The organism is Enterococcus sp. AZ035, from assembly GCF_050548325.1.
GTDB lineage: Bacteria > Bacillota > Bacilli > Lactobacillales > Enterococcaceae > Enterococcus > Enterococcus faecalis.
Map to the genome: position 1 here is coordinate 1,826,054 of NZ_CP172958.1, position 22,547 is coordinate 1,848,600.

The following is a 22,547-nucleotide window of genomic DNA, read 5'->3' on the forward strand; positions in this document are numbered from 1 at the left end:
AAACTTCCTCCTAATTCTTCATTCCAGATGTAGCAATACCTTCAACAAAGTATTTTTGCATTGCTAAAAAGACAATCCCTACTGGTAAAATAGAAACCACTGATGCGGCCATGATTAAGGCATATTCAGCATCAAATAAACCGACGAACATTTTCAAACCTAACTGAATCGTTTTATTCTCAGTAGAAGATAAATAAATGAAAGGTCCCATATAGTCATTCCATGTATTCACAAAAGTAATAATCGTGAGACTGGCTAAAGCTGGTTTGGTTAATGGTAAAATAATTTTCCAATAAATTCCCCACTCACTTAACCCATCAATCCGTGCACTTTCACATAGTGAATCTGGAATACTACTGTAATATTGTTTCAGTAAAAAGACCCCAAATGCATTAAATGCTTGTAATAAAACAAGTGACCATAATGTATCAGTCAAACCTAGTTGACGCATCATAATAAATTGTGGAATCATATACGATTGCCAAGGAATAGCAATTGTTGCGATGTACGTAATAAAAAGTGTATCTCTTCCTCTAAAATTCATTTTTGAAAAGCCATATGCTGCAAAACTTGAAGTAAATAGTTGAATAATTGTAATCACAATACTTAAAAATAACGTATTTTTAAAGAAAGTTAACAATGGAATGCGTTCCCAAATAACGGAATAGTTTTCTGGATGCCAACTTTTAGGAATCCATTGAATTGGAATGGTGAAAACTTCATTGTTTGTTTTAAATGATGCTGAAACCATCCAAATGAAAGGCACCAAAGTAATTAACGCAAGTAAAGTTAAGAGAATGATTACAAGGATCCCACCAGGTGTGACTTTTTCTGCTTTTTTCGTTTTTGCTTTTCGAGTATTTTCTTTTTTTGAAAAAGTTGCTTCCATCTTTTCTCCTCCTAAACTTTCTCTTGATGTTGATTCCATTTAAATTGAGCCACAGTAATCGCTAGAACGATGACGAATAAGACCATCGCAATGGCTGATGCATAACCAAAATTAAATTTGACAAAGGCTTCATTGTAAATTTCATAAACTAACACATTCGTTGCACGTCCTGGTCCACCACCAGTCATAACTTGAACTAAGTCAAACACTTTGAAACAGTTAATTACAAGCATGATAGTCACGAAAAAGGTCGTTGGTCGTAATGAAGGTAAGGTAACATTTAAAAATTGATTCCATTTACCCGCGCCATCCATTGACGCTGCTTCATATAATTCTCTTGGCACACTTTGTAAACCAGCTAAATACAAAATCATATAATACCCCATAAAGCGCCACACACTAACGATGATAATTGCTGGTAAAGCCCAAGTAGAACTAGATGTCCAGCCAGGAGGATTTTCAATAAATAATTTCAAAAATTGATTAATTGGTCCCATCGTTGGATGAAATAGCATATTCCAAACGACCGCAATCGCAACTAATGACGTTACATAAGGAAAGAAAAAAGCCGTTCTAAAAAATTTCATCCCTCTAATTTTACGATTCAACAAAATTGCTAGTCCTAATGAGCAAATCAATGTTAACGGAACAACACCAATCGTATAGATAAACGTTTGTTTTAACGAAATCCAAAACGTATCATCATGAATCATTTTGGTGAAATTTTTCATTCCGACAAATTCAGGAGTTGAAAAAGAATCCCAACTCATAAAAGCTAAAATCAGTGAACAGATAACCGGGATTAAAGTGAAGAGGAAAAAGCCAATAAAGTTTGGTGCGATAAAAGATAACGCAGTCCACGTATTTTTTCGTCTCAATTTATTTGCTGTTTTTGTTTTTGAAGTAATTTCCATAATTGTATTCTGTTAAGTGAACTTAACAGGCCCTCCTTCCAAACTCAAGCTACATTCTTTATTTAAAAAAATAAGCTGAAATTCATTGTAGGTTACTCATTTCAGCTTATTTTTTTCATCAATCTTTTGTGTTTTTGCAGGAAATAATAGTTAGTCTATCTCTGCTTTGACACGTTTTTCCATGTTAGCAATACCATCTTTTGGTTTTTCGTCGCCGACCATAATTAAATCATGTTCTTCTTGTAATACTTTATCAATTGCGGCACCGTTTTTATCAGATGGAAATTCTAAATTAATTGTATCTGGGTTAAAGGCTTTTTGTGAGACTTCATCTGAAGGCATTCCTTTTCTTGCAAAGTAGATTTTGTCAATTTCATCTGTTTTATAAGAAGGAACCACTCCTACTTCTGCTAAAAGTTTTGCACCTTCTTTACCTGAAGCAAAGTCTAAGAATTTTTGAGCAGCTTTTTGTTTTTTACTGTTTTTATTAATTGCAAAACTTGTTGGTGAGCCAAAGGTAGTTGCTTTGCCTTTTTCTTGTTGTGGTATTTCGGCAATCCCCCATTCGACATTTGTTTTGCCATCATCAATGTTGGTTAATAAAGTCCCCATGTACCAGCTACCCATGTACATCATCGCCGCTTTTGAATTTTCAAATTGTGATTGATACGTTACTTTTGTTGATTTTGCTGTTCCAAAATCCATTTGTGATTGATCTTTTTGCATTCTCAATGCGCGATCATAATAAGTTTCCATATAATTGTATTTTGGTTCAATCAAATTGGCATTGTTTTGAGCAGCAGCAATCGCTTGAACGGTTGAGCGCCAAGTATGTTGATAGGCACCATATACTTGTTCTTCTGGTTTAGATAATTTTTTCGCTAATGCTTCATATTCGTCCCAAGTCAAGTTATCGGGATAGGCAATTCCGGCTTCATCAAACATTTTTTTATTGTAATACAATACCCAGAAATCTGTACGATAAGGCTGAGCATAGGTTTTACCATCGATTTCATACATCTCGTAACTTGCTTTGGCAGGTGCGATATCTAAATCTTTAACGTGATCGGTTAAATCCACCAATTGATTGCGTAGCGCGTAATTAGAATATGAAAGTAAGTTTTTCATGGTTAAAATATCCGTCGTATCTCCTGATGAAAGCATCGTTGTTACTTTTGTGTCATAATCATCTGAAGCAATGTCCACCGGTTCAATAGTGATATCAGGATTTTCCGCTTCAAAAGCTCTGAATAATTTCTCAAATTCTGGGGTCGTGTCATAATTCCAAGTAGTTACTGTTAATTTTGTTTTGCCATCTTCACTCTTTTCAGTTGCTTTCTTTTCACTTGAACCACCACATGCTGTTAAAGTTACTGCCGCCACCGCTAACAACGCTGCCGCTGTTAAGCCTTTTTTCCAAAATTTCATTTGTACTACCTCCGCTATTTATTATTTTTTAGGAGTTTTCCTCCATGAATTACCAAAAAGAATACCAGCTTTTCGCCAAACGAGTTAACGCTTCCAAATAAAAGTAGTCGCCCCAAATCATGCATTCATCGACTCCTGTATTTGTTTTTTTATCATAGACACCATGAAGCAATAGGCCGTTCGACTCTGGTCGTAAAACCGTTGTATACTTTTCCGCTAATGCTTGTAATAGTTCTAGCGCAACCTTTTCATAATAGCCATGTTTTTCATCATTTAATGGAAGCTGACGAGATAATTCTAGTAAGCCACATGCAGCAATTGCAGCAGATGAGCTATCACGTTCTTCTTCACTCCCTTCATTGAAAATTAAATCCCAGTAACAGATTTTGTCCTCTGGTAATTCTTGAATAAAGTAATCAGCAACATTTTTGGCTGTTTCCAGAAAACTACTATCTCCTGTATATAAATAACTTAACGTAAAGCCGTAAATTCCCCAGGCTTGGCCGCGAGCCCAACAAGAATCATCTGAATATCCTTGCTGTGTCTTTCCGTACAAGGCTTCGCCCGTTTCCGTATCAAAATAATACGTATGGAACGTGGTGTGATTTTCTCGCACAATATATTTTTGTGTTTGTTTCGCATGATTGTAGGCAGCTTCATAATACTCTTGCTTGCCAGTCATTTTTGCTGCAAAGTATAATAATGGTAAGTTCATTAAACAATCAATAATCATTCTGCCTCGTTGCTCTGGATCGTCTAAATTCCCCCAAGCTTGAATAATCTTGGCTTTTGGTGAATAACGTTTCATTAATAAGTCCGCAGCTTGCAAGGCCATTTCTTTTGAGGCCTCATGACCATTGACTTGATAATCGGCAATGGCTGTTAAAATATACAAAAAGCCTATATCATGTGTTTCCAGCTCAATTTGTTCATCCAAGCGATGTTGAAAAGAAGCCATCTGTGTGGTAATCACTTCATCGAACTCTGTTGAATTTGTTAATTCCTTTGCTAAAAATAACATTCCTGGCCAAAAGCTGGCCGTCCAGTCAATATTTTCTTCAGGATAATAAATTTGATTTAAACTTGCCGCGGGTGGAACTAATTCTTTAAATGTCTCTAAATTTCCTCGAACTTTGTTTAAAGCAAAACTGATTTGCTTCGGCAACCACTCAATCTGTCCATTTTCTGTCATTGTGTATTTCTCCCCCTAATTCCCCAAAATTACAACTTTTTCTTCAACTAAAAGCTGATTTTCTTTTAACCTAACTTTAACTGGCTCAATTTGTTCATTCGGTAGTACGCCTGTCACCAATGAAATTAAAAGATGTTTCCCTTTCGACAAGTTTGCTTTCAAATATGGCAACTCCGTTAACGGATAAAGTAAATTTGTATTCGGTTCTGTTCGAATAATCGCAGCTTCAGAAAAGCCGTTGATATTTTCTACTTTTGACACACCTTTTGCATTTTTTACCTCAGCCATTTGATCAGAAACGCAAGTGACCTTTTCATCGAAGAGCGGGATTGAGAAGCCGCCTTCATAAGCCACTAATGCACGTTGTGTCTCAATTTCGTGGATCCGTAAATGCTGGCCTTCTAATGGTACAATTGTCGTTTTGATTGCTACATCGGACCAAGGATGCCATTGATGAATGATACGATCATCAAGAATTTCGTACTGATCATCTAATCCTTTCGTGCGGAAATAATGGTCGTCTTCAGCTAAAGCCAAGCAATTATCATAAGCACCTTCGTAATACCAATAATCACTCTTTATAGTACTGAAACCAAAATGGGAAGAATAAACAAATTTACTATATTTATCATGCGCATGAGCTTGATAATTAATAAATTGTCCCGCTGGAAACATTAAACCATGTGTCCCTGCATCATTTACTTGATAGTAGTTCCGACTTTCTGGTGAAGGTAAGTGTTTTTCTGGAAAACTAATAGGCTGTGTTTCTGCTTGCCAATAAGGATGATCTTTTGGAACCGCTAACAAAATGAATGTTTTAAAGGCCCAATAAGGTGAACCAGGACCATTATAGCCTTCGGCAAAGACCATATTTTGATAATCATAACCTACCGACAATAATCCATCTGTTGTAAAAATATCTTTGTTCATCCATTGATGAAGATGTCGGCTGATTAGACCTTTGATCTCACCCCACGGCAATGCTTCAACATCTGCAAAAACTAAGGCACTAAAAAATGACACTTGAGCAAAACGATACGTTAAGCTACGTCCGAAAGGAATCGCTTCTCCTGGCTGAGTAAACCAATATTTAAACTCTTGCGCGAACAAAGTTGCTCGTTCCTTCATAATAGCCACTCTTGCGGTATCTTCCGGGGCAAAACGACAATACAATAAACTATAATAATGAATAGCGAAAGAAACATAATAATCAACTTGTGTCTCGACTCCGTCATAATACCAACCATTACCGACATAAAAACGATCAATTACAGCCAAATCAACAGCAATCTGTTCTTTTGAATATGGCATTTCACAATGTTTCATCGCTAAATTCAGCAACACTCTAAAGAAATGCCAATTATTTGGCGGAATAATGTTTTCATTGGCTTGTATCAGCCAACTGTGTAAATTGTTTTGCTGTTCTTTTGTTAATTGGTCCCACGTTTTTTCTTTGTTTAACAAAAGAAATGTACTTAATGCTGCCATCTCAACAATCAATTGATCATAATCTTTTGTTTTTCCCCAATAAGATGAACTCTCAGGATCGGTTCCTTCGATAATTCCCGTTAGAAAGTCATTCAAATACTCACTTTCATTTTGCGTTACATAAGGACCTAGTCCCCATAATGGTCGTAAAAATGCCTCCGCATCACGTGTTCCTTTAGAATAAACTGTCCCGTGTGTCCCTAAATCCAGATGACCTTGATATTCTCGATCAAAAAACAATTCCAGTGGCGCTAATAAATCTTCAAATCCTTCTGCAACTTCTTCGTATGTTTCAAAAGGATTCTGTCTAATTCGTGGCTGAATCATGATTCTCCTCACTTTCAATTAATGTCCCTTTCAAAAAGCCGTAATATTCTCCGTAAACTGTCACTTCGTCACCAATCTTCAATTTTTTCTTTTGCTCATTAAAAACTTGATATTTACTAGAACCACTTTTCAAAATAAAACGATCACCTTTTTTTATTAAACTGGAACGACTGTCACTCTCAACAATCTCCCCTTTCAAAGAAATATATTCATTTAAACGAACGTCACCATTTTGTAATTCTGTTTCTGAATAAGACTGTGCCGTTTCCTTTAGATTTTGAAGAGACTCTTCATCAAATTCTTTTTCACCGGATTTACAACCTGTTAAAGCAAGTAAAATTAGTAAAAAAAGTGAAAATCTTTTCACTAAACCACCTTCTCCATCGAATTAAAGCGCTTTCTTTGACTTTATAGTATATTTTTTTAGTCAAAAAATCAATAGTTTTTGCTAAAAAAAAGTAAAAAAAGCTTTTTCTTGCTTTTTTTTACTAAAAAGAAATATACTATATGCTATAATAGTACTTGAGAAGGAGGCATTTAGAATGGCAACTATCACAGATATCGCAAAAGTCGCGAATGTTTCAATTTCAACTGTATCGCGAGTTCTGAACTATGATCCAAACTTATCCGTTACAGAGGAAACCAAGCGAAAAATTTTTGAAGCAGCAGAAACCCTGAATTATACGAAATATAAAACTAAAAATAAAAACAAACAGCAGGAGCAACTGACACCTAACCTTTCCGTACAAACAGCTCCGCAAGAGCCTTCGATTGCCGTCGTTCAGTGGCGTTCAGATGACGAAGAACTAACGGATATTTACTATATGTCGATTCGTTTAGGCGCTGAAAAACGGGCCGAAGAGTTAGGTTACAATATTCTAAAAGTTTCTCAATTGGAACAACATAACCTTCAAGGGATTGATGGCATTTTGGCAATTGGTAAATTCACTCAAAAGACGTTACAAGAGTTGCAGCAACTGCATCCCAATCTTTGTGTAATTGGCAGTAATTTCCCCCTAGAAGAATTTGATTCTGTAAATACTGATTTTTATCAAGCAACCGAGATTGCCTTAACCCATCTTTTGGAATTGGGCCACGAAAAAATTGCCTTTATTGGTGCCGAAGAAAGCGAAAATATGTATGGTTTCCGTCGTTATAAAACACCGACAACCAACGCTTATCTTGACATTATGCAGCATTATCACTTGTTTAACGAAGATTATTTTATCTTAAAAGAAAATGGCATGTTGGATGTCAAAACGGGGGAACAATTGACAGAAGAAGCGTTAGAAAAATGGGGGAATGATTTGCCTACTGCGATTCTTGCTTATAATGACGCCTTTGCAATCGGTGTGATACATACGTTAGCCGCACACGGTATAAAGGTTCCTGAAGAAATTAGTGTCATGGGGATCAATGATATCTCTATTTCTCAATATGTCTCACCACCGCTATCCTCTGTCCATGCCTTTACTGAAGAAATGGGCGAGACAGGCATTAATTTATTGCACAAACGAATTCAAATGCCTAGCATTCCTCGTAGAGTCCTGTTAAACACAGAATTGGTTGTCCGCCAATCGACAACTAGCCCACGCCAGAAATAAAAAATAAGGACCGCTCCTATAAAGGAACCGTCCTTATTTTTTATTTGTTTTGACCAAATAATTCAATTTGTGTTAATGCTGGAAATGGTGATGGTTCATCTGCTTGAATTAACTCTGTTAGTATCACCCACTCCACTGCCCGTTTCGCAAAGGTAAAGCTCTGGCGTTGCTCAGTCTTAACAGTTTTAAAAACTTCATGTGTACCGTCGGAAAATTTTAAAGTCACTTGTTGCCAATAATTATCATGGGGAAAGTCCGCTCGTAATGTTAAGATCACTTTATCCAACAAGACTTCACGCCCAAATTCAATTTTTAATGCGGCATCTAATTGCTGATTAATCCCCCATGATTGATAAGGATACGGCCCATGATAAAGATTAGCAAAGGTACCGTCAATCGCATTGCAAGCAAAAAAAGTGGCATCATTTCGCGTTTCCACGTTGGCAGATGCATGAGGATACGCACCAGTAAAATGTTGTAAATCATGTGGATTTAACGCCCAATTACGATAACTCTTAATTTCTTCTTTCGTGGCAATACGCACACTTATATAAGGTTTCTTGGTTTCAAAACGATACGCTGCTCGCGCTTCGATAGCGTTTTCATTTTTTATGATTGGAAACGTCCATTTTTGTTCTGGAACATAAATTAAACTGCTATCGAGCGTAGCATCTAACTTCACCATTAAATAAGTATTGGGCGTATCTAAACAAACTTGAATCACATCGCCGTCTTGTAATTGACAATCCCGAGCAGCTAAACAAACAAAATCTTTCCCTGTAATAGTTAACTCTTTCAAAGAATCTGAATCATCTATCTTAGCTTTTCTAATTTCTTGTTCTTGATTTAAAATCGATAATGAAATACACGTCATATGCTTCCCTCCTAGTTTTACCTTTATTATATATTATTTTAGTAAATTAATCTATTTTTTACTAAAATAATAACTTTAGCTTTATTTCTATAAAAGTATTTGATATTCACTATAAAACGTAAGATTTTTATTCTGCTCTTTTTGAACACAATAAAAAAGCAAGACATCAACGAAAGTTGACTGATGCCCCACTCTCTAAATCTTACTTTTCGATACTTGCGAGTATCTTCTCTGTGTTCATATAACGAAAATCTTCTTGATCGATAAAAACAACCTGCCCCTGACAGCCTTCTAAATATTTTTCCACTTTTTCTTTGACACGAGCGACTTGTGGGGTCAACATTAACACATCATACTCTTTATAACCAAGTTTTTCCTCAATCCGACAAACAGGCGCATAATCTAAATCATAAGATAACTCTTTTTCCCTAATTACTTCAAGTAATTTTGAAACTAACAGCGATGCACTAATTCCTGTCTCACAAATAATCAATATGTTTTTGCTCATAAACTTCTCCTCATTCATGAAATATTTTTATCTAGCAAATCCGATTGGTGAAAATGCTGCATAGGTTAGGATAACCACGACAACTAATATACTTGCGACGAGTTTTGTATGTTTCCAAGGTTCAATATTTACTTTCGTATCAAAAGAATTTAAAACAAATTCGCCATCTGGTTTTATTTTAGAAACCACTATTAAAATAAGAATATCTAAGAAGAAGAGCAGGCTTAAGACATATAAAAAATGGATATCTTTCAAAAATACTTTTGATAGCGCATACAAAACAATGTGGATAGCAATTGTCATTTTTGCTCCAAAAGCAGTTGCTTTTTTGGAATAAAATGCAAAAAGTATAATCACTAACAACGGCATATTGTATAATCCATTAAACTCTTGAACAAATTGATACAATCCAGCTGGTGCAAAAGAAATAAACGGTGCAACGATAATTGAAATAATCCCTACAATAACTGTAACTGTTTTTCCCGCACGAGCAATTTGTTTGTCATCTGCTTTCTTATTGATAATTGGTTTGTAAAAATCTAGCGAAAATAGAGTGGAGGTTGCATTTAAAGCTCCCGCAAAGGAAGATAAAATTGCTCCAAAAATAACTGCAGCAAAAATGCCGAAAAGCATTTTTGGTAAAACTTCAGTTACTAAATATGGATATGCGTTATCAGGATTGGACATCAACGCATCCCCAAAAAGATTTCTTGCAACAATTCCTGGAAATACTAAGAATAATGCGCCAAACACTTTGAAAATCCCCACTAAAAAAGCCCCTTTTTGTGCTTCTGCTAAATTTTTTCCTGAAAGTGCTTTTTGAACAATCATCTGATTGGTACACCAGAAATACAAATTATTAAACAACATCCCTGTAAATAATGTTGGCCATGGTACAACAGCAGAATCAATTGCACCTACAGAGTTCAGTAACCATGGTGTGTTTTCAACAACCTGTTCAATCCCACCAATAAAACTGCCATCACCCAGTTTCATTAAACCTAGTATTGGAACCAACAAACCACAAACCAATAAACCAACGCCATAAATCGAATCGCTATTGGCACTTAAAGATAGGCCGCCAATCAGCAGATAAAGAATCCCAACAATACCAATCACCATCGCCACGAGAATGATTGCGACAATAGGTTCGACACCCAGCAGCTCATCAATATGAAAAATCTTATTGAATACTAGTGATCCAGAATAAAGAACTACTGGTAAAAAAGAAATCATATAGGTAACAATAAACAAGATTGAAATAATTCGTTTTGTAACTGTATCATAACGAATTTCAATGAAATCTGAAACCGTATTAATACCGTATTTAAAATATTTTGGTAAAAAAATGACTGCCAATGCGACAATTGCAATTGCAGCAGTTACTTCCCAAGCCATTACTTCCATTCCTGCATGATAGCTTTGACCGTTTTGTCCAACAATTTGCTCTGTGGATAGGTTGGTCATAATAATTGTCCCAGCAATCGGTAAGGCTGTTAAGCTTCGGCCACCCATGAAGAAACCTTCTGATCCAGAAGTATCTACACTTCTGGATCGAGAATAGGCAAAAATCCATACGCAGATGACAATTACTAGGAAACTGATTATTGAAAATAGATTCATTGTCTAGCTCCTTCTCGATTAGATTAAAGATTGGTGACCTTTCGGATATAGTTTCGTGCTTTGACGGCATATTCAAACGGATTGGCTTTGGCAGGATCTTGTTCCGCTTCAACCACAATCCAACCTTCATAGCCACTCTCTTCGATTGCTGACCAAATTGGTTTGAAATCAATCATACCATCCCCAGGGACTGTAAAGACGCCTTTTTTCACGGCCTTTAAGAAGCTATCTTCTTCTGTTCTGACTTCCTCTGCCATTTGTTGGCGAATATCTTTGAAGTGAATGTGTTTAATCCGGTCTTGATAGCGCTGATAGATTGCGATTGGATCTTCTCCTGAGAAGACAAGATGGCCAGTGTCAAACAATAATTTAACTTTTGTCGGATCCGTCATTTTCATTAATCGATCGATTTCTTCAGTCGTTTGGACTCCTGTCCCCATATGATGATGGTAAACAATCTCCATACCTTTTTCATGTGCCAAGTCTCCTAGTTTTTCTAATCCTTCAGCTAGTTTTTGCCACTCTTCATCAGAAAAAATTGGTTTCTCATTAAAAACAGGAGCCGTCATAATTCCTTGTATGCTGTGTCCTTGTTCAGCCACAACAATAACCTTAGCATCCATTGCATGTAAAAAATCTCGATGTTTTTTGAAGTCTTCCGCGGTTTCTTCGAAAGGTTTTGTTGTTAAAAATGTACTAAACCAGGCACTCGCTACTTTTAGTCCACGAATATCTAAATATTGTTTTAAAACCTGTGGATCTTTTGGATACTTGTTGCCAATCTCCGTACCTTTGAATCCAGCTAGCGCCATCTCACTAACGCATTGTTCAAACGTATTTTCGCTTCCTAGCTCTGGCATATCATCATTTGTCCATGCAATCGGCGCAATAGCTAGTTGAATTTGTTTCGCCATTATGTCACTCTCCTACTTCATTTATAGTTGTACCAAACGATTCGTATCAAATGATTCTTGACAAGCTAATGCAATTTTTGTTGATTGTAGACCATCTTCTGCATTAACTGCTGGTTGACGTTTTTCTTGAATACAGGAAATAAATTCTTGTGCTTCTCGAATGAACGCTTCTCTAAATCTTTCTGGAAAGTTTTGAGAGCAAGGTCGCACAATCCCTTGATTATTCATAACAGTCACTAAATTTTTTTCAGGTACTTGCGCTACTCGTAATATCCCTTTGGTGCCCATGATTTCTGTTTCGACATGGTAACCATGTGTAGCATTTCTTCCAGCAACTAGTAAAGCCATTGTTTTATCTTTAAGACTCATCATAGCTGCTCCGGTTTCCAATTCACCGACTTGATCTAATTCTGGATATGCAGCATTTTTACCAATTGCCCAAACTTGTTCTACCTCTTGACCAGTAAACCAACGAACCAAATCAATATCGTGAATCGCCATATCTAGAAATAAACCGCCACTATCATTGTTCATTGCAAACTTAACGAAGCTTTCCAGTCCATCACTCGGATCAATTCCATAACAACGGATTAACGTGACTTCCCCAATTTCCCCGTCTTCTACCATTTTTTTCGCATACTGATAAGATTCATCGTAACGGCGCATGAAACCTAACATAAATACTTGCTCGGGATATTTTTCAATAACCCCTTGTGTTTTTTTTATGTCCTCAATTTCAATTCCCAATGGTTTTTCAGTAAATACGTGTTTCCCATTTTCCATAGCTAAACGGACTTGTTCACAGTGGAATCCTGAAGGTGAAACAATAAAAACGGCATCAATTACAGCGCTTTGAACCATTTCTTCATAACTAGAAAACGTATACTTAACACCTAACTCCTTCTGTGCAAATGCTAATTCTGATTCAACTAAACTACAGGCGGCCGTAAGCTCACAGCCACTAACAGCAGAAGATAAATTTTTTGCGTGTACCTTGCCTAATCTACCTAGTCCTACGATTCCTACTCTAATATTTTCCACAAAACCCCTCCTTTTTTTAAGAATTATTTGGTATATAACGCTGGTTGTTCATCTATTTCAATCATTACTTTTTCCCCTGACTCACGAGACTCATGACAAGCCATCATTGTGATTGCTGCCACGTAGCCATCCCAAGCAGTTGGACCAACAAGTTTATCGTTTTTAATTGAATCAACCCATAACTTAAATTCGTAATCATACGCATCTAAAAAACGCGTTTGCCAGTCGGGCGAAATTGGTGTGTAATTTTTCTCCGCAGCTTTAATTTTGGTATAGGCTGGATCCGTCATTCCGACTTCTGCCGTTTCAAAAACTACGTCACACTTAATGTCGTAGCCAAAACGACAATTAACAAAAATTTCTAAATCAATTGTTACACCTGATTTCGTCTGGAAAATCAATAATTGAGGATCATGTAAATCTGCATGTGTATGGCTGGTTTTCTTTGGTAAAATCATTTGCACTGAGGCATAATCTTCGTCTAATAGCCAACGAAGAACATCGATTTCATGGATTGCAGTATTACTGATTGCCATTGGCGTCTTATAATTTTCATCAGCGCTTGGATTTCTATGCGCACAATGGAGCATCAGCGCTTCACCATACTGTTTTGATTCAATTGCTTCTTTCAACTCAATGTAGCCACGATCGTATCGACGCATGAAGCCCACCTGTACCAATTTTTTACCATAAGCGACTTCTGCATCTACAATTCGGCGACATCCTGCGGCATCCATTGCTAATGGTTTTTCGCAGAATACGTATTTTCCATGCTTGATTGCTTCCAAGACATATTTTTCGTGTGTTGGGTCCCAGGAAGTAACAACAACAACTTCCACTTCTTCAGAAGCAATTAATTCTTCGCCTGTTTTGAAAAATTGAGCCCCAATCTCCTCAGCAATTTTGCTTGCCGCTTCAACATTAATATCTGATACTGCTGTTACAAAAGCGCCTTGTGTCTTGTGATTAATTCTGTTAATATGTTCGATTCCAATCGCCCCTGTACCAATTACGCCTACTTTTACTTTCAATTATTTGTCCTCCGATTTCTTTATTTTATGCGTATTATGTATACGCTTACAATTTAATTTAGTCAATCATTATTTTCAGAAAGTCCTGTCTTACATTTGTACTAACAAAAGATACTTTCACCGCTTTAATCATAGAATCTTCGAAGCTCCTTTGACAGAGCTTCGAAGTAAAACTAGTTTATTTCGCTAGGAGCGTATCGAGCGGTCACAACTTTTCGATGTGTATAAAATTCTACACTGTCTTTTCCATTGGCGTGTAAGTCACCATAGAAAGAGTGTTTCCAGCCGGAAAAAGCAAACCAAGCCATTGGTGCTGGTACACCTAAGTTGATGCCTAACATTCCTGCATCAACATTCTCTCTAAAGTAACGGATAGCTGAAGCATTACTCGTATAGAGACATGAACCGTTAGCAAATTCTGATTGATTGGTCAGTGTAACTGCTGCTTCTAGATTTTTCACTCGAACAATTGAGGCAACGGGTGCAAAAATTTCATCTTGCCAAATCTTCATGTCCATCGTGACACGATCAAAGATCGTAGGTCCCACGAAGTAGCCTTTTTCAGGAATATTTTCACGGCCATCTAACAATAAGTCCGCTCCTTCATCAATACCTTTTTGAATGTAATCAAATGTTCGTTGCTGCGCCTCTTTTCGAATCACGGGGCCTAAAAAGACTCCTTCTTCCAGACCATTTCCAATTTTTATCGTCTGTGCTGCAGCCTTAAATTTTTCAACGAATTGATCTGCAATAGTTTCTTCTACAACGATCACCGAAGCGGCCATACAGCGTTCACCCGCTGATCCAAAAGAGCCACCGATAATGTCTTTTACTGCACGATCAAGGTTGGCATCTTTTAAAACGATGACATGATTTTTTGCGCCAGTTAATGCCTGGACTCGTTTCAGATTTTTTGTTCCTTCTTTATAGACATATTCACCAACATTTTTTGAGCCCACAAAGCTAATTCCTTTTACTAATGGATCACGCAATAAAGTATTAACAACATCGTGTGCCCCATAGACAACATTAAAGACGCCACTTGGAAATCCTGCTTCTTCTATTAATTCAACAATTTTTTCCATCAATAATGGCGTTTTTTCGGAAGGCTTCAGCACCACCGTATTCCCTGCTGCTAACGCCATTGGGAAAATCCAAAACGGTACCATCATCGGAAAATTGAAAGGAGTAATTCCCCCAACAACACCGATGGGATAACGGTAATTGGTAATTTCAATATCTGTAGCCGCTGTGGATAGAGAATCACCCATTATTAAATTCGTAATGCTCGCTGCGTGCTCGACATTTTCAATCCCTCGCTGAACCTCACCTAATGATTCTGACAAAGATTTTCCATTTTCAAGCGTAATTAATCGTGCTAGCTCTTCTTTATTCGTCATCAATAAATGATGCAATTTGAAAAGATAGCGGCCACGAACTGGAACACTTACTTTTTTCCATGTTTGAAAAGCCTCATCCGCTACTCTAATTGCTTCTGCAGTTTCTGCTTCACTAGATAATGGAACATTTACTAATGCTTCTTCTGTTGCCGGATTGACCACTTCTTCAAATTCAGTGGCTGTACTTGTTACCCAGCGGCCACCTATATAATTCTTTAAAAATCGAGTCATTTATTTTCCTCCTAAAAAAGTCTACTTATTTTTTTATTTCTAATTGTTAGTCAATTCGTTCCGATTTAAAATCCACTCGTGTTTTTTCTCGTTATGAAACTTCCAAATTCGTTCAGGTCCTGCCATCACATTTAAATAATAAGAGGTGTAGCCATCTGGCACGCCGACAGGATGATATCCCTTAGGTACCTCCACAACATTTTGATGCTCTACAGTCATCGTTTCATCTATAGAGCCATCCTCTGTATATACTCGTTGGAAAACAAATCCTTGCTCTGGATTCAGCTCATGATAATACGTCTCTTCTAAATAAGATTCGTCAGGTAAATTTTCTTGGTCATGTTTGTGTGGTGGATAGCTAGAAAAGTTACCACCTTCAGTGTAGACTTCAACCACCAACAAACTACTGGCAGTATCGACATTGTCTGGTAAAATGTTATGCACTAGTCGTTTATTCTGATATATCCCTCGTTTTTCAACCGTATTTTCCTCAGCGGTAATCACGTGCACTGGTAACGTTTTTTTAGCTGGCGAATAACAAAGGGCCAAACGAACAGTATCAGAAGTTGCTATTAGTTCAAACGACGTTTTTGCTGGGATATAGATACTATCTGTCGGAATTTTTTCAAAAACAGAGGTTCGTTTACCTAAATTCTCGTACCATTTATCGTCCACCTTAACATTGATTTTGCCAGTTAATACGACGATACAAACTTCCAGTTCATTACCAGCTTCTTGATACATTGCTCCATTATCTAATTCAAGAACTTGAAACTCAATATACTGTAAATCAGTGTTGTTTTTTCGAATATTTTGAACTTGTCGAACACCGGGAGCTAGTTCTTTTATCAACGGTTGATGTTTCAATGTTTTTTTCAATTCATTCGCTCCTAACTTTTTGGTTGTATGACGAATACCTAATATTTTCTAGCAGTTGCAAGTTTTTCTTTTTTAACTTGGTATGCTTCTTGAATCGCTGGTTTTTCTGATACTTCAGCAACACCGACATTCCACCAACTACCATCGTAACCAGCAGTCATCGTTTTAGGAAGAACATTTATTTCAATCAATGTCGATTGCGTTTGGTTTTTCGCGTCGACAATCGCCTGTTTTAGTTCTTCAATCGAATGGACTTGATACGCTTTGGCACCATATCCTTCAGCGATTTTAGCATAATTGATATTCATAATTTCGCCTTTTGTATTTCTAAATTCCGTCCCTTGACTTACGCCGCCATTCTCCATTTGCAGATTATTAATGCATCCGAACCCAGAATTATTGAACAGAACAATATTGATTTTTTTGTCATATTGTAATGCAGAGACCAGTTCGCTATGCAACATCAAAAAACTACCGTCACCGACTAATGCGTAAACCTCTTGATCAGGATTAGCAAGACGTACCCCCATTGCACCAGCAATTTCATAGCCCATACAAGAATAGCCATACTCTAAATGATAAGTATTTTCCTTTACAGGATTCCACAATCGTTGCATATCTCCTGGTAATGACCCTGCCGAACCAATCACAATCGCATCATCTTCGACAAAATCATTCAGATGAACGAAAACCTCTGTTTGTGTCAGAGTTGTATTCAAAGAATCAGAATAATCATTTAAAATATCCTGTGTAAAGTGGTTTTTGATTTCCGGATCAAAACCTTTCCGTTTAAAATGAGTTGTTTTTAATCGTTCCCGCTCTTTCACCCATTCGTTCTTCAGTTCAGTGATTTTTTCACCATAAGCCGTTCGATATCCTTCTATCATTGGCAGAATTCCTTCTAAGGTTGCTCGAGCATCTCCCACAATTTGAAACGCTTCCATTTTGTAAGTCTGTGGTCGACTTACGTTAATATTTATCATTTTTGATTGTTCAAAATTAAAAATACTTTTTGATGCAGTGGTAAAATCCGTATAACGCGTGCCAATTCCAATAATCAAATCCGCTTGCTGAACAGCTTTATTAGCAGCCGAGGTACCTAAAATTCCCAAGCCCCCAAGATTATTTTCAAATTCCCATGAAACAGTTGATTTACCAGCATGTGTTTCAACCAAAGGTATCTGATGAACTTGAGAAATTTTCTGAAGGCTCTCACCTGCTTCTGAATACTTGCAGCCGCCCCCCACAATAATTACTGGGTGTTTACTATCCTTTATCAAGTGACTAGCTGTTTCAAGCTCACGAATTGTCGGCATCCGTCGATCGATATAATGAACTCTTTTTCTAAAAAACTCTACTGGATAATCATAGGCTTCTGACTCAACATCTTGTGGCAAACAAATGGTGGCAGGTCCTGTAGTTGCAGGATTGGTCATAACTTCAAATGCTCGTAGCAATGCTGACATCAGTTGTTCTGGCCGATTAATACGATCCCAATAGCGAGAAACCGCTTGGAAAGCATCGTTGGTAGAAAAAGTTACACTTGATTCATGTTCCAACTGCTGTAATACGGGATCTGGTTGCCGAGTAGCAAACGTATCTGCTGGCAGAAACAATACAGGTATATTATTAGCAAAGGCGGTTCCAGCAGCAGTCAATAAATTAGCTGAACCTGGACCAGCAGACGCTGAAACTGCGAATATTTTCTTACGTAAACTTTGTCTAGCAAAAGCGATAGCAGCATGAGCCATCCCTTGTTCGTTTTTTCCACTGTAACTTTTTAAATGTCCCGGATCTTGTTCTAACGCTTGACCAATCCCTAAAACATTCCCATGACCATATACATGAAAGATTCCTTCCACATAAGGTGTTTCTTTTCCATCAATGCTGATATATTGTTGATTCAAAAATTTTAATAATGCTTGTGCTGTCGTTAAACGAATCGTCTTTTCCATTTTATCCACCTTAAATCCTGGCGATCATTTCGCCGTATATTTCCTTCTCCAGTTTAATGAACTCTTTTACTTCTTGCGTCGTTGGTAAAGAATCTGAGCAATTGTTACTTTTGACCATCATCGAAGCTTCCGCTGAGCCAAACTCCAAGCAATCGATAATTTCCCAACCTTCAAATAAACCATATAAAAATCCAGCTGCATAGCCATCACCGCCACCAAATCCCTTGCGTGCCTCCACTGGAAATGGTTTAATTGAAAACTGTTGTTGATCTGCTGTATAAGCTGTTGAGCCTTTCATCCCGTGTTTAATAACGACTATTTGAGCGCCAAAATTATGCCAAAAAATAGCGCTTTCATTATCTGTCATATTTGGTTGAATCAATCTTTCAGTTAAATCAAATTCTTCTCTCGAGCCCATAATAATATCTGATTCTTTCGCAACTATTGAATAATAAATAGCGATTTCATCCACATTTTTCCAATTATATTCTCGATAGTCGATATCAAAAATAATTTTGACGTTGTTTTTTTTCGCTAACATCACAGCTTTTAACACGGCTTCTCTTGAAGGGCTTTCCGCCAAAGCAGTCCCTGAAATTAATAAGGCTTTTGAACGTTTCAAATAATCTTCATCGATATCTTCGACACTTAGTTGTAAATCCGCAGCTTGGTTCCGATACATTAAAATACTACTTTCTTTAGGCGATAGCATTTCTGTAAAAGTCAGACCCAACTTTTCGCCATGCTGCGCTTTACTTATCTGAGAAGTATCAATGCCTTGCTCATTAAAATAATCAATAACATATTCTCCGAACTGGTCATCGGATACTTTCCCAATGAAACCAGCTTTCATCCCATGTTTGGTGATACCCACGGAAATATTTGCAGGAGAACCTCCCACAAACTTTTCAAACATATGAACATTTTTTAAAGGCTTAAATTCTTCTTTAACTTGCTCATTATAGGCAGGGTTAAAATCGATAGCCACTCTACCTAAAAGAACTAGATCAAATTCTTTTGATTGATCAAAGCTAATATAACTCATAGATCCACCTCTTCTTCGTTCTTCTATTATTTACAAACGAATTATAGCACGCTTTCAAAATGCGTGCAACATTAAATTAGCACATTTTTTGCGTGCATTTTAAAAGAACGCAAAAAAAGAAGCATGAATTGCTTTACAGCAAGCTTCACACTTCTGTTAAAGATTATATTTTGTTTTAATAATGATATCTGTAAATAACATCTCTTCTGTCATAATTTTATTGTTCTGTAGTTGATTCGCTAATAATAGCAAAGAACGATAGCCCTGCGTAAAACCATCTTGATCAATTAGAAAATCAACTTGATTTTTTTTCAGCATCTCGATATTTTTCTCAGTTAAATCATAGATAATCACATACGGTCTGTCTTTACCTGCCCTTTTTTTCAACACACGAGCAATTCCTGCTTGACCTCCTGAAAACACAACGACGCCTTTTAAATTAGTATAGTTCTCTAATGTGTCACTTAAAATCTTTTCGACTTCATCGCTCGAATCAAAACTGCTTTGAACACCTGTTAATTTCAATTGTGGAAATGACTGTTTCAATTCTTCAACAAAACCAGCAACTCGTAAACTATTCACACTATTTCCAAAATATCCAGTAATAGCTAGGACATCTCCCTCTCCTTTTGTCAACATTCCTAATAATCCAGCAGCTGTCTTCCCGCTTTTAAAGTTATCCATTCCGACAAAGCATTGACGTTTACTACCAACAATGTCCGAATTGAATGTGATGACCTTAATGCCTTGTTCCGTAAGCTGATTGATTTTTTCCCTAATCGCCACACTATCAACTGGCATGATGGCAATTCCTTTTACACCAAGTTCTAACAAGCGTTCAAGTGCCTGTAACTGCGCCGCTTCATCGACCCCGTCTATTTCCTCTAAAAAGCAATCGATATTTCTTTTTTTTAGATCACCTATAACTGCTTGTAAACCTGATCGAATTGGAATCATAAAAGAAGATTTTGCCAATTGTGTCACAACACCTAATTTGATTGGTTCTTCTTTGGCCATCTTTTTTTTCTTCGGAACATAGTTCATTTCTTTCGCTATTGTTTTAATTTTTTCAGCAACCTCAGGATTGATTCGGCCGCGATTATTTAATGCTCGATCCACAGTTCCCCTAGATACTCCTGCTTTTTCAGCAATTTCTTTTATTGTTCCAGCCATTTGTTCTCTCCTTATTTACTTGATTTGCAAAATTATTTTGATTATTTATAAGCTTTCGTATGTATATTCTATCACAATATAAAAAAGCACGCAATTTTGCGTGTTTTATTTTAAAATGTAGTTTACTTTAATTTATATTTTCAAAAAAAGCACCTCAGCTCAGACTGAGGTACTTTTTTGATAAGTTATTTTTTCTGATCATCTTCATCCATTTTCAGAACCGCCATAAAGGCTTCTTGAGGAACTTCCACGGATCCAATTTGTTTCATCCGTTTCTTCCCTTCTTTTTGTTTCTCTAACAATTTACGTTTACGAGAAACATCGCCACCATAGCATTTAGCCAGTACGTTTTTGCGTAAGGCTTTAATATCTGAACGAGCCACAATTTTTTGACCAATCGCCGCTTGAACTGGGACTTCAAACTGTTGACGTGGAATTAGTTTTTTCAGTTTCTCAACAATCGCTTTACCACGCTCAAATGCGAAATCTCGGTGAACAATAAAGCTTAAAGCATCCACTTTTTCAGCATTTAATAGAATATCCATTTTCACTAGGCGGCTGGTACGATAGCCAGCCATTTCGTAATCTAAGGATGCATAGCCCTTTGTACTTGATTTCAATTTATCGAAAAAGTCAAACACGATTTCAGATAACGGAATTTCATAAACTACGTTTACACGATAATCGTCTAAGTAATCCATTGTAATGAATTCGCCACGTTTACGTTGTGATAATTCCATTACTGCTCCTACATAATCGTTTGGCACCATGATTTGCGCTTTAACATAAGGTTCTTCCACAGATTCAATCGTTACTGGTTCTGGAAATTCAGCTGGGTTGTCAACAACAACGGTTGTTCCGTCAGTTTTATTAACGTGATAGATTACAGACGGTGCTGTTGTAATTAACTCTAAATTAAATTCTCGTTCCAAACGTTCCTGAACAACATCCATGTGCAGCAAACCTAAGAAACCACAACGGAAACCAAACCCTAAAGCTTGCGATGTTTCCGGTTCAAATTGTAACGCCGCATCATTTAATTGTAATTTTTCTAATGCTTCCCGTAAATCGTTGTAGCGCGACGTATCAATTGGATATAAACCACAATAAACCATTGGATTCATTTTGCGGTAGCCTGGTAGTGCTTCTGCTGCTGGATTGTCGGCCAAAGTCACTGTATCCCCGACCCGTGTATCTTGAACCGTTTTAATGCTAGCGGTGATATAACCCACATCACCAACCATTAAATAATCACGAGCAATTGGTTTCGGTGAAAAAACGCCGACTTCTGTTACATCAAACGTTTTACCGTTACTCATCATTTGGATTTTATCCCCAGGACGAACGACACCGTCAATTACACGGATGTTTAAAACGACCCCCCGATAACTATCGTAAATAGAGTCAAAAATCAAAGCCTTTAAAGGAGCCTCAATATCGCCTGATGGAGCTGGTACATACTCCACCACTTGTTCTAAAATATCTTCAATCCCAATCCCTGCTTTTGCACTTGCTAAAACAGCTTCCGATGCATCAATTCCAATTACGTCTTCAATCTCTGTCCGAACACGCTCTGGATCAGCGGCGGGTAAATCAATTTTATTAATAACAGGTAAAATTTCTAAGTCATTATCCAATGCCAAATAGACATTTGCTAGCGTTTGCGCTTCAATTCCTTGCGCCGCATCAACAACTAGAACAGCCCCTTCACAAGCTGCCAAGCTACGAGAAACTTCATAGGTGAAATCGACATGCCCTGGTGTGTCAATCAAATGGAAAGTATAGGTTTCACCATCTTTAGCTGTATAGTTTAATTCAATTGCGTTTAATTTGATGGTAATGCCGCGTTCTCTCTCTAAATCCATTGAATCAAGTAATTGATCTTGCATTTCTCGACTGCTAACTGTATTTGTTTTTTCCAAAATCCGGTCGGCTAAAGTTGACTTTCCATGGTCAATGTGGGCAATGATCGAGAAATTACGAATTTTCTCTTGTCTTGCTTTCATTTCTTTATTGTTCATTTTTTGCCTC

19 protein-coding genes are annotated in these 22,547 nt (G+C 37.1%); 1 reads left to right on the forward strand and 18 read right to left on the reverse strand.

Annotation, left to right across the window (positions count from 1 at the left end; translation table 11 throughout):
• Positions 1 to 10 precede the first annotated feature (10 nt).
• The 6 genes from IGL32_RS08790 to IGL32_RS08815 form a co-directional block, all read right to left on the reverse strand.
• On the reverse strand, positions 11 to 928 hold the full coding sequence (locus tag IGL32_RS08790) for a carbohydrate ABC transporter permease (protein WP_002383582.1): 918 nt from the start codon (positions 926 to 928) through the stop codon (positions 11 to 13).
• The gene (locus IGL32_RS08795) at positions 901 to 1,803 is read right to left on the reverse strand and encodes a carbohydrate ABC transporter permease (protein ID WP_142425666.1); all 903 of its coding nucleotides are present in this window, start codon (positions 1,801 to 1,803) and stop codon (positions 901 to 903) included. The genes IGL32_RS08790 and IGL32_RS08795 overlap by 28 nt, the downstream gene beginning before the upstream one ends.
• A 150-nt stretch (positions 1,804 to 1,953) precedes the next feature.
• Positions 1,954 to 3,231 (reverse strand): ABC transporter substrate-binding protein, encoded by a 1,278-nt coding sequence (locus IGL32_RS08800; RefSeq protein WP_002356838.1) that lies wholly within the window; start codon positions 3,229 to 3,231, stop codon positions 1,954 to 1,956.
• Positions 3,232 to 3,280: 49 nt separating this feature from the next.
• Entirely contained in the window at positions 3,281 to 4,423 is a 1,143-nt protein-coding gene (locus IGL32_RS08805; RefSeq protein ID WP_002356837.1) for a glycoside hydrolase family 88 protein, read from the reverse strand.
• A gap of 15 nt (positions 4,424 to 4,438) precedes the next feature.
• On the reverse strand, positions 4,439 to 6,238 hold the full coding sequence (locus IGL32_RS08810; RefSeq protein WP_002359866.1) for a DUF2264 domain-containing protein: 1,800 nt from the start codon (positions 6,236 to 6,238) through the stop codon (positions 4,439 to 4,441).
• Entirely contained in the window at positions 6,219 to 6,605 is a 387-nt protein-coding gene (locus IGL32_RS08815; protein WP_002356835.1) for a hypothetical protein, read from the reverse strand. The genes IGL32_RS08810 and IGL32_RS08815 overlap by 20 nt, the downstream gene beginning before the upstream one ends.
• A gap of 175 nt (positions 6,606 to 6,780) precedes the next feature.
• Between IGL32_RS08815 and IGL32_RS08820 the strand changes: the two genes are divergently transcribed.
• A complete protein-coding gene (locus IGL32_RS08820; protein ID WP_002356832.1) occupies positions 6,781 to 7,842 on the forward strand; it encodes a LacI family DNA-binding transcriptional regulator in 1,062 nt (353 codons plus the stop codon).
• A 40-nt stretch (positions 7,843 to 7,882) separates the two neighbouring features.
• Here IGL32_RS08820 and IGL32_RS08825 read toward each other — a convergent pair whose 3' ends face one another.
• The 12 genes from IGL32_RS08825 to lepA form a co-directional block, all read right to left on the reverse strand.
• On the reverse strand, positions 7,883 to 8,716 hold the full coding sequence (locus IGL32_RS08825) for a hypothetical protein (protein WP_002366981.1): 834 nt from the start codon (positions 8,714 to 8,716) through the stop codon (positions 7,883 to 7,885).
• 202 nt (positions 8,717 to 8,918) lie between these two features.
• Positions 8,919 to 9,242: a PTS sugar transporter subunit IIB gene (locus IGL32_RS08830; protein WP_156210252.1), complete on the reverse strand. Its 324-nt coding sequence runs from the start codon at positions 9,240 to 9,242 to the stop codon at positions 8,919 to 8,921.
• A gap of 9 nt (positions 9,243 to 9,251) precedes the next feature.
• On the reverse strand, positions 9,252 to 10,847 hold the full coding sequence (locus tag IGL32_RS08835) for a solute:sodium symporter family transporter (protein WP_002356828.1): 1,596 nt from the start codon (positions 10,845 to 10,847) through the stop codon (positions 9,252 to 9,254).
• Between the two features lie 23 nt (positions 10,848 to 10,870).
• The gene (iolE, locus tag IGL32_RS08840) at positions 10,871 to 11,761 is read right to left on the reverse strand and encodes a myo-inosose-2 dehydratase (protein ID WP_156210251.1); all 891 of its coding nucleotides are present in this window, start codon (positions 11,759 to 11,761) and stop codon (positions 10,871 to 10,873) included.
• Between the two features lie 21 nt (positions 11,762 to 11,782).
• On the reverse strand, positions 11,783 to 12,802 hold the full coding sequence (iolG, locus tag IGL32_RS08845) for an inositol 2-dehydrogenase (protein WP_002366983.1): 1,020 nt from the start codon (positions 12,800 to 12,802) through the stop codon (positions 11,783 to 11,785).
• 23 nt (positions 12,803 to 12,825) lie between these two features.
• Positions 12,826 to 13,833: a Gfo/Idh/MocA family protein gene (locus tag IGL32_RS08850; protein WP_002356824.1), complete on the reverse strand. Its 1,008-nt coding sequence runs from the start codon at positions 13,831 to 13,833 to the stop codon at positions 12,826 to 12,828.
• 173 nt (positions 13,834 to 14,006) lie between these two features.
• Positions 14,007 to 15,464 carry a CoA-acylating methylmalonate-semialdehyde dehydrogenase gene (locus IGL32_RS08855; protein ID WP_002362150.1) on the reverse strand — a complete coding sequence of 486 codons (1,458 nt, stop codon included), beginning with the start codon at positions 15,462 to 15,464 and terminating at the stop codon, positions 14,007 to 14,009.
• Positions 15,465 to 15,503: 39 nt separating this feature from the next.
• Positions 15,504 to 16,343 carry a 5-deoxy-glucuronate isomerase gene (iolB, locus tag IGL32_RS08860; RefSeq protein ID WP_002379629.1) on the reverse strand — a complete coding sequence of 280 codons (840 nt, stop codon included), beginning with the start codon at positions 16,341 to 16,343 and terminating at the stop codon, positions 15,504 to 15,506.
• Between the two features lie 38 nt (positions 16,344 to 16,381).
• A complete protein-coding gene (gene iolD, locus IGL32_RS08865) occupies positions 16,382 to 18,298 on the reverse strand; it encodes a 3D-(3,5/4)-trihydroxycyclohexane-1,2-dione acylhydrolase (decyclizing) (RefSeq protein ID WP_010717672.1) in 1,917 nt (638 codons plus the stop codon).
• Between the two features lie 10 nt (positions 18,299 to 18,308).
• Positions 18,309 to 19,343: a 5-dehydro-2-deoxygluconokinase gene (iolC, locus tag IGL32_RS08870; protein ID WP_010717673.1), complete on the reverse strand. Its 1,035-nt coding sequence runs from the start codon at positions 19,341 to 19,343 to the stop codon at positions 18,309 to 18,311.
• A 156-nt stretch (positions 19,344 to 19,499) separates the two neighbouring features.
• The gene (locus tag IGL32_RS08875) at positions 19,500 to 20,516 is read right to left on the reverse strand and encodes a LacI family DNA-binding transcriptional regulator (protein WP_002385780.1); all 1,017 of its coding nucleotides are present in this window, start codon (positions 20,514 to 20,516) and stop codon (positions 19,500 to 19,502) included.
• Between the two features lie 185 nt (positions 20,517 to 20,701).
• Entirely contained in the window at positions 20,702 to 22,537 is a 1,836-nt protein-coding gene (gene lepA / locus IGL32_RS08880; RefSeq protein WP_002362155.1) for a translation elongation factor 4, read from the reverse strand.
• Positions 22,538 to 22,547: the final 10 nt, after the last annotated feature.